The organism is Sphingorhabdus sp., assembly GCF_044357595.1.
Classification (GTDB): Bacteria; Pseudomonadota; Alphaproteobacteria; order Sphingomonadales; family Sphingomonadaceae; genus Sphingorhabdus_B.
Genome location: NZ_JBIKPH010000132.1, coordinates 1 through 6,694, shown reverse-complemented (window position 1 = coordinate 6,694; position 6,694 = coordinate 1). Strand labels below are relative to the sequence as shown.

The window sequence follows — 6,694 nt, the reverse complement described above, 5'->3', positions numbered from 1 at the left end:
TTGGTCGCCTTGCTGTCGTTGATGAACAATACGCCGTTCCGTTCGGCAACAACCTCCATGCGGTGGGCAAGCCCCTTAAAGGTCCGCATAGCAGGCCGCCATTGCGCTTCGGTCACGCCAAGCGATTCCACGATGGCGATGGCCACTGCTATATTTTGAAGGTTATGTGGCCCTTGCAGCGACGGCCATTCTTCTTGACTGCTGACCGACTGCGGATCCGCCAAATGCACAAACTCCGCCCCGCGCCGGGTAAGCACGTCGCGATAGACCCGCTCGGTGTCGGCGTCGCCTTTGCCAAAGACCGACGTTTCTTGTCCCGTCTGCATTTCGAAAAGACGCGCTTTCGACGCCATATAGCCTTCATAGCCGTCATAGCGGTCAAGATGGTCAGGCGACAGGTTGATGAGCGCGGCAGCATCGCAAGCGAGCGTATGCATAATGTCGATCTGGTAGCTTGAAAGCTCAAGCACATACACCCCGCCTGAGGGCAATGGCGCTTGCGACAATATTGGCAGCCCGATGTTGCCGCCCATGCGTACCGGCAGCCCTGCGCTTTCCAACACATGATGCACAAGCGTCGTCGTCGTAGATTTGCCGTTGGTTCCGGTAATGCCGACCACGCGGTGCGGCGGCAAATTAGGCCGCGCCATCGCAAACAATTCCATATCACCAATCAGCGGCAGGCCCTCTTCCTTTGCCTTTTCAGCGATGGGATGACGGTTAATCGGTACGCCGGGTGATACCACAATCGCGTCATAACCGGACAGGTCACTCAGCAACGGGTCAGTAATCGTCGCGATGTCAGCGACCTTGGCGCGTGCGCCTTCATCATTGTCCCACGCCAATATCTGCGCGCCGCCTGCCACGAGAGAACGTGCCGCGGACAGACCGGATCGCGCAAGCCCCAATATAGCGTACTTCCGGTCTTTAAAGGCAGGGGTAGTAATCATCTGAGCTTAAGGGTTGATAGCCCCGCAAGCGCCAATACGAAAGCCACAATCCAAAACCGAATGACAACGGTCGGCTCCGACCAGCCCAGCTGTTCAAAATGGTGGTGAATCGGCGCCATGCGGAAAATGCGCTTTCCGGTCCGCTTGAACCAGAACACCTGAATGATGACCGAAAGCGCCTCAATAACGAAAAGTCCGCCGATGATGGCAAGAACAAATTCATGGTGCGCCACAACGGCAATCGCGCCCAGCGTTCCGCCCAAAGCAAGGCTTCCCGTGTCGCCCATGAAAACAGCCGCAGGCGGGGCGTTGAACCACAAAAAGGCAAGGCCCGCGCCCACAATCGCGCCACATAGCATGGCGAGGTCCCCTGCTCCCAAAAAGAACGGAATACCCAGATATGCTGCATATTTGGCATTGCCGACCATGTAGACGATCAACATAAATGCAATGGAGGCAATGATGACGGGCATCGTCGCAAGGCCATCAAGGCCGTCGGTCAAGTTTACTGCATTGCCGAATGAAACAATCACAAACGCACCAAAAGGTACATACCACCAGCCCAAGTCGATCACGGGGCCGTTAACAAACGGCAGATACAAATTCCCACCTGATTGCGCGACAATCAGCGATACCGCAACGCCCGCAATCGCAAACTCCCACAACAAGCGGACTTTGCCAGATACGCCCTTATGGCTGCGTTTCTTGACCTTGTCATAATCATCGAGAAACCCGACGGTGCCGAAGCCCACGGTCACAAGCAAGCAGGCCCAAACGTAAACATTCTTCAAATCCATCCACAACAGCATGGAAATGCCGACCGAGACCAATATCATCAGCCCGCCCATTGTTGGGGTGCCCACTTTTGCAAGATGGGATTGCGGCCCGTCGCTGCGGATGGGCTGGCCCTTGCCTTGGCGCACGCGCAGCATGCCAATGACGCGTGGACCGATAAGCAGGCCGATAACAAGAGCGGTTGCAACCGCAGCCCCCGAGCGGAAGCTTAGATAGCGAATAAGGTTAAGTATCCCAGGAAAACCAAGATATTCAGCCAAAACATAAAGCATCAGTTTTTCCCACCCGTCAGCGCGCTGACGATGGTGGAAAGTCCCATGCTGTTGGAACCTTTGACCAAAATCGTGTCCGATGCGCAAAGATATTGTTGCAGAAGGACAAGTGCCTCCTGCGCGGTCGCGCAATGCGCGAATTCCTTCGGTCCCTCAACCCCTGCTTTCAAATCTTCAGCAAGAATTGCCATCTCTTTGCCGACAAGGATAGCAAAATCGACCTTTGCGGCAGCCAAGGGTGCTGCAAGGACGCGGTGATAATCATCGCCTTTGTCGCCAAGTTCTTTCATGGACCCCAGCACAGCAATGCGTCGCCCGCCACCCGACAAGCCCAATTGGCCGATAGTCGCGGCCATTGAGGCAGGGTTGGCGTTGTAGCTTTCATCGATCAAATGGGCGGTGCCTCCGGCAATCGCAACGTCGTGCCGCGCACCGCGTCCGGCAAGGCAGCCCATTTCCGCCATGGCAAGGCCAGCAGCGGCAAGATCGCCACCCACTGCCAACACTGCTGCCAATACGGCCATGCTGTTACCGATCCAGTGCTGCCCGGGTTGAGACAGGTTGAAAGACAATATTGCGTCGCACACCTTGGCCGTAATCAGCGTGCTATTATGCACGCTATCCAAATGGTCGATCACACGGACATCTGCATCCGCGCTGAAGCCAAAGGACAATATGGCGTTGGTGTATTGCTCAGCTGCCGCGCGCAAACGCGGATAATGCACATTGTCGGCAGGCAATATCGCCGTGCCGCCTTCGACCAAGCCTTCGAAGATTTCGGCTTTGGCGTCAGCAATACCGCTCTCGTCCTTGAAAAATTCGATATGTGCAGGTGCAATGGTGGTGATGATGGCGACATCGGGCCGGACGATATGGCTAAGCGCGCGCATTTCACCAGCGTGGTTCATGCCCATTTCGAAAACGCCGAAGTCGCAATCCGCGGGCATCCGCGCAAGACTTAAGGGCACGCCAACATGGTTGTTGTAGCTTTTGACCGAACGGTGCGCCCGCCCGCGTGAGCAACGATCAAGCGCGGCAAACAGCGCCTCCTTCGTGCCTGTCTTACCGGCGGAGCCCGTAACCCCAATGATTTTCGCCTTAGTCCGCGCGCGTGACGCATGACCAAGCGCCTCAAGCGCTTGCATCGTGCCTGCAACTAGAATGTGCGGATACGGAACGGGCTGCGACACAATCGCGCCCGCTGCGCCATTGGCAAAGGCCTTGTCTACGAACAGATGCCCATCGGTCTCTGCACCCTTCAACGCAAAAAAGAGGTCGCCTTTGCCGATTTCACGCGAGTCAAACGCAACGCCCGTAACGTCAAAATGCCCCGAAGCTGTCCCGCCAGTTGCCGCCAGCAACTCCTCGAATGTCCATAACACGGTCATGCCGCGCATTCCCGGGCGACTTCGACATCGTCAAAAGGCAGAACGCGGCCCATAATGATTTGCCCTTGTTCATGGCCCTTGCCCGCGATCAGCACGATATCGTCGGGTTCGGCATGTTCGATGGCAAAGGCGATCGCATAATGCCGGTCGCCAATCTCATGCGCGCCCTTGGCCCCTGCCATGACGTCAGCGCGGATGAGCGATGGGTCCTCACTTCTTGGGTTATCGTCAGTGACAATAACAATGTTAGAGTCCGCGACGGCCACAGCGCCCATCTCCGGACGCTTGCCTGTATCGCGGTCGCCGCCTGCGCCGAACACAGTAATCAACTTGCCCTTCGTATGCGGGCGCAATGCTGCAATGGCCGCGCGCAAGCCGTCGGGCGTATGCGCATAATCGACATACACAGGCGCGCCACTTTTGGTAATGACGGCACGCTCCAGTCGTCCGCGCACTGGCTGCAACCGCGCCAGATGGGAAAGCAGGCTCTCCACCTCTCCCCCGCTTGCTATAACTACCCCTGCCGCGACGAGCGCATTTGCGGCCTGATAGGCGCCGATAAGCGGCAGCTTAACCGTATGCACATCGCCCTGAATACGCAGCTCAAGCGTCTGCCCAAGCTGGGTCGCTTGGCGGGAGATCAGTTGAATGCCCTTGCCCTTTTCCCCCACGGTGATCAGGCGCAATTCGCGTTGGCGGGCACGCGCAATGACTTGTTCAGACCAAATATCATCTGCCCAGATCACGGCGCAGCCATTGGCGTCGACGACTTCGTCAAACAGGCGCATTTTGGCCTCAAAATAATTTTCCATCGTCCCGTGATAATCAAGATGGTCACGGCTTAAGTTAGTGAAAGCGGCAACCGAAACGGGCACGCCTTCACTGCGATATTGCGACAGGCCGTGGCTTGATGCCTCGAATATCGCATGGCTGATGCCTTCACGTGCAAGGCCAGACATGTTGGCAAGGAAAGTCACAATGTCTGGCGTTGTAAGGCCTGTACTTGCCTGATCCGAAGCCGTTGTAATGCCCAATGTTCCGATAGATGCCGCATTGTGCCCCGACATTCGCCACAGCTGCCGCGTAAGCTCAGCAGTCGAAGTCTTGCCATTCGTTCCGGTGACCGCCGCCACATTTTCGGGAAATGGCCGAAAGAATTTTGCCGCGAGTTCGGCAAATGCCTTGCGTGGGTTGTCGTCGGCAACATGCACAGCGCCCTGCACCATAGCCTCCGGACGCGCGACAACAGCAACTGCACCGGCGGCGATTGCAGCGTCGATGAAATCTTCGCCGTTAAATGCGGCGCCCTCAAATGCGCCAAAAACTGTGCCGGGCGCAATTTTCCGATGGTCGATGGCAAAGCCGGTCACTATTCTGTCGGCCAATGCCGGATCGGCACCGCTTACCAATTGCCCGAGCTTCACTATTGCTCTCCCTTCGCCTTCCACAATAAAGGCATCAGTTCAGATACATCAACATCGCGTTTCATGTCAGGTATAATTCCCATCAATGGCCCAATGCGTGTAATTGTCTTACGGACAACGGGCGCAGCGGTATAACCGGCGGTCCGCTGAAAGCTTGAGGCTTCCGTACCCTGAGGTTCGTCGAGCATTGCAAGCACCACATAACGTGGGTTATCCATCGGGAATGCAGAGGCAAGGGTGGAAACAACCAGATTGCGGCTATAACCGCCAACGCCTGGCTTTTCCGCAGAACCCGTCTTGCCGCCAACGCGGTATCCCAGTGCATCGGCTTGGCTGCCCGTGCCGTCAACGACGATCATGCGCATCAATTGCCGCATCCTTGCACTGGTTGCCGCGGTAAAGACCCGCTTGCCGGGAATTTTGGCATCGGCTTTCGTCTTGAACATTGTGGCCGGACGATAAATGCCACCATTGACCATCGCGGCATACGCACTCGCCAAATGCATTGGCGTAACCGCGATGCCATGTCCGAACCCGACGGTCATATTGGTCAGGCGGCCCCAGGTCTTGGGATATAGCGGCATAGATTTTTCTGCCAGTTCGATATCCGGACGCGCGTTAAAATGCATTGCACGCAACATCGCGTCCATGCGGACAGCACCCAATTGGTCAGCAATTTGCGCCGTCACAATGTTAGAACTGTGGATGAGCGTCTCTGGTGTATTGATCCAGCGGTTTAATGGGTGCGAATCCCGAATTTTAAACTTTCCAACTTGAAGCGGCTTGGTGGCGTCATACCGAACGGAAAGATCGCGCACCGTTCCCGCGTCCAAGGCAGCGGCAACAGTAAGCGGCTTAAAAGTAGAGCCAAGTTCATATACACGGTTCGTTACGTTGTTCGTCTGCCGCGAAATGGGATAGCGACCGTCAGTGATCGTCTGGCCAAGATCGGGGATGTTCGCAAAGGACGGCCGGTTCGGGTTGAACGAAGGCAATGTTGCCATGGCAACCACTTCGCCCGTTTGCACATCCAACACGACCCCGGCGGCACCCTTGGCGGCCGTAGCGGTCATGCCCGACGCCAGTTCGCTCTCCAACGCTGCTTGAACTCGGACGTCCAAGGCAAGGTTCAAAGGTGTCCCACGCTTGGCCGGGTCACGCAGATAATCGTTCATTACCCGCTCCATGCCCATCGCGCCTTTGCCGTCACGGTTTACGAAACCGAGGACATGGGCTGCCATGTCGTGTTGTGGATAAAGCCGCGTGGCTTCGCGCGGGAACTCAATGGCGATTTCGCCAAGATCATGGACCGCGCGGACTTGCTCCGGCAATGCGCGGTTACGCAAGTAACTGGGCTTGTCATCGGTCAGTTTTGCGTAAAATTCAGCCGCTGGCGTATCCGGAAAAATTGCTGCCAACTGTGTTGCCAATTGCTTGCGGTCGCCAAGGAGGTCGGCAGGCTTCACCCAAATGGCATAGCCATAAATGCTGCGCGCCAGAGGAATGCCGTTACGATCAACGATGTCACCGCGATCTGGCACATAGTCTGTGCTGGTCGCACCGTAAGCGCGGCTGCTTTCGAACAAGGCCAAAGTCGCAAGCCGCCCAATGAGCAACGCAACGAACATACCAAATGCAACCAGCAGAATAAGCATCCGCCAGAAACCATGGGCCGCAAAAGGCGGGGGGTTAACGCCGCTTTTCCGAGTTGTCGTGCGGGCGATTTGCGGAATCATTACCGGCGGCGTTCATTAGCGGCCTTAGCCGAAATATCCCGCATGAAGTCGTCGGACAAAAGCTTTTCGTCCATCCGCGCCAGCCGCTCGGTCCGCGTCTGCTCAACCTTCGGTGCCGCAGGCTTAGGT

General features: G+C 56.5%; 5 protein-coding genes. All 5 read right to left on the bottom strand.

Annotated features, from left to right (window positions below):
• Positions 1-950, bottom strand: a 950-nt coding sequence (gene murD / locus ACIQ2T_RS11195) for a UDP-N-acetylmuramoyl-L-alanine--D-glutamate ligase (RefSeq protein WP_397590878.1), incomplete at its 3' end; no start/stop codon positions are given.
• Entirely contained in the window at positions 947-2,017 is a 1,071-nt protein-coding gene (mraY, locus tag ACIQ2T_RS11190; RefSeq protein WP_397590877.1) for a phospho-N-acetylmuramoyl-pentapeptide-transferase, read from the bottom strand. The genes murD and mraY, both read right to left, overlap by 4 nt.
• Positions 2,017-3,405, bottom strand: coding sequence for a UDP-N-acetylmuramoyl-tripeptide--D-alanyl-D-alanine ligase (gene murF, locus ACIQ2T_RS11185; protein ID WP_397590876.1), 1,389 nt, complete (start codon positions 3,403-3,405; stop codon positions 2,017-2,019). Before murF ends, mraY begins: the two co-directional genes overlap by 1 nt.
• Positions 3,402-4,829: a UDP-N-acetylmuramoyl-L-alanyl-D-glutamate--2,6-diaminopimelate ligase gene (locus ACIQ2T_RS11180; RefSeq protein ID WP_397590875.1), complete on the bottom strand. Its 1,428-nt coding sequence runs from the start codon at positions 4,827-4,829 to the stop codon at positions 3,402-3,404. Before ACIQ2T_RS11180 ends, murF begins: the two co-directional genes overlap by 4 nt.
• Positions 4,829-6,565 carry a peptidoglycan D,D-transpeptidase FtsI family protein gene (locus tag ACIQ2T_RS11175; protein WP_397590874.1) on the bottom strand — a complete coding sequence of 579 codons (1,737 nt, stop codon included), beginning with the start codon at positions 6,563-6,565 and terminating at the stop codon, positions 4,829-4,831. The genes ACIQ2T_RS11180 and ACIQ2T_RS11175 overlap by 1 nt, the downstream gene beginning before the upstream one ends.
• Positions 6,566-6,694: the final 129 nt, after the last annotated feature.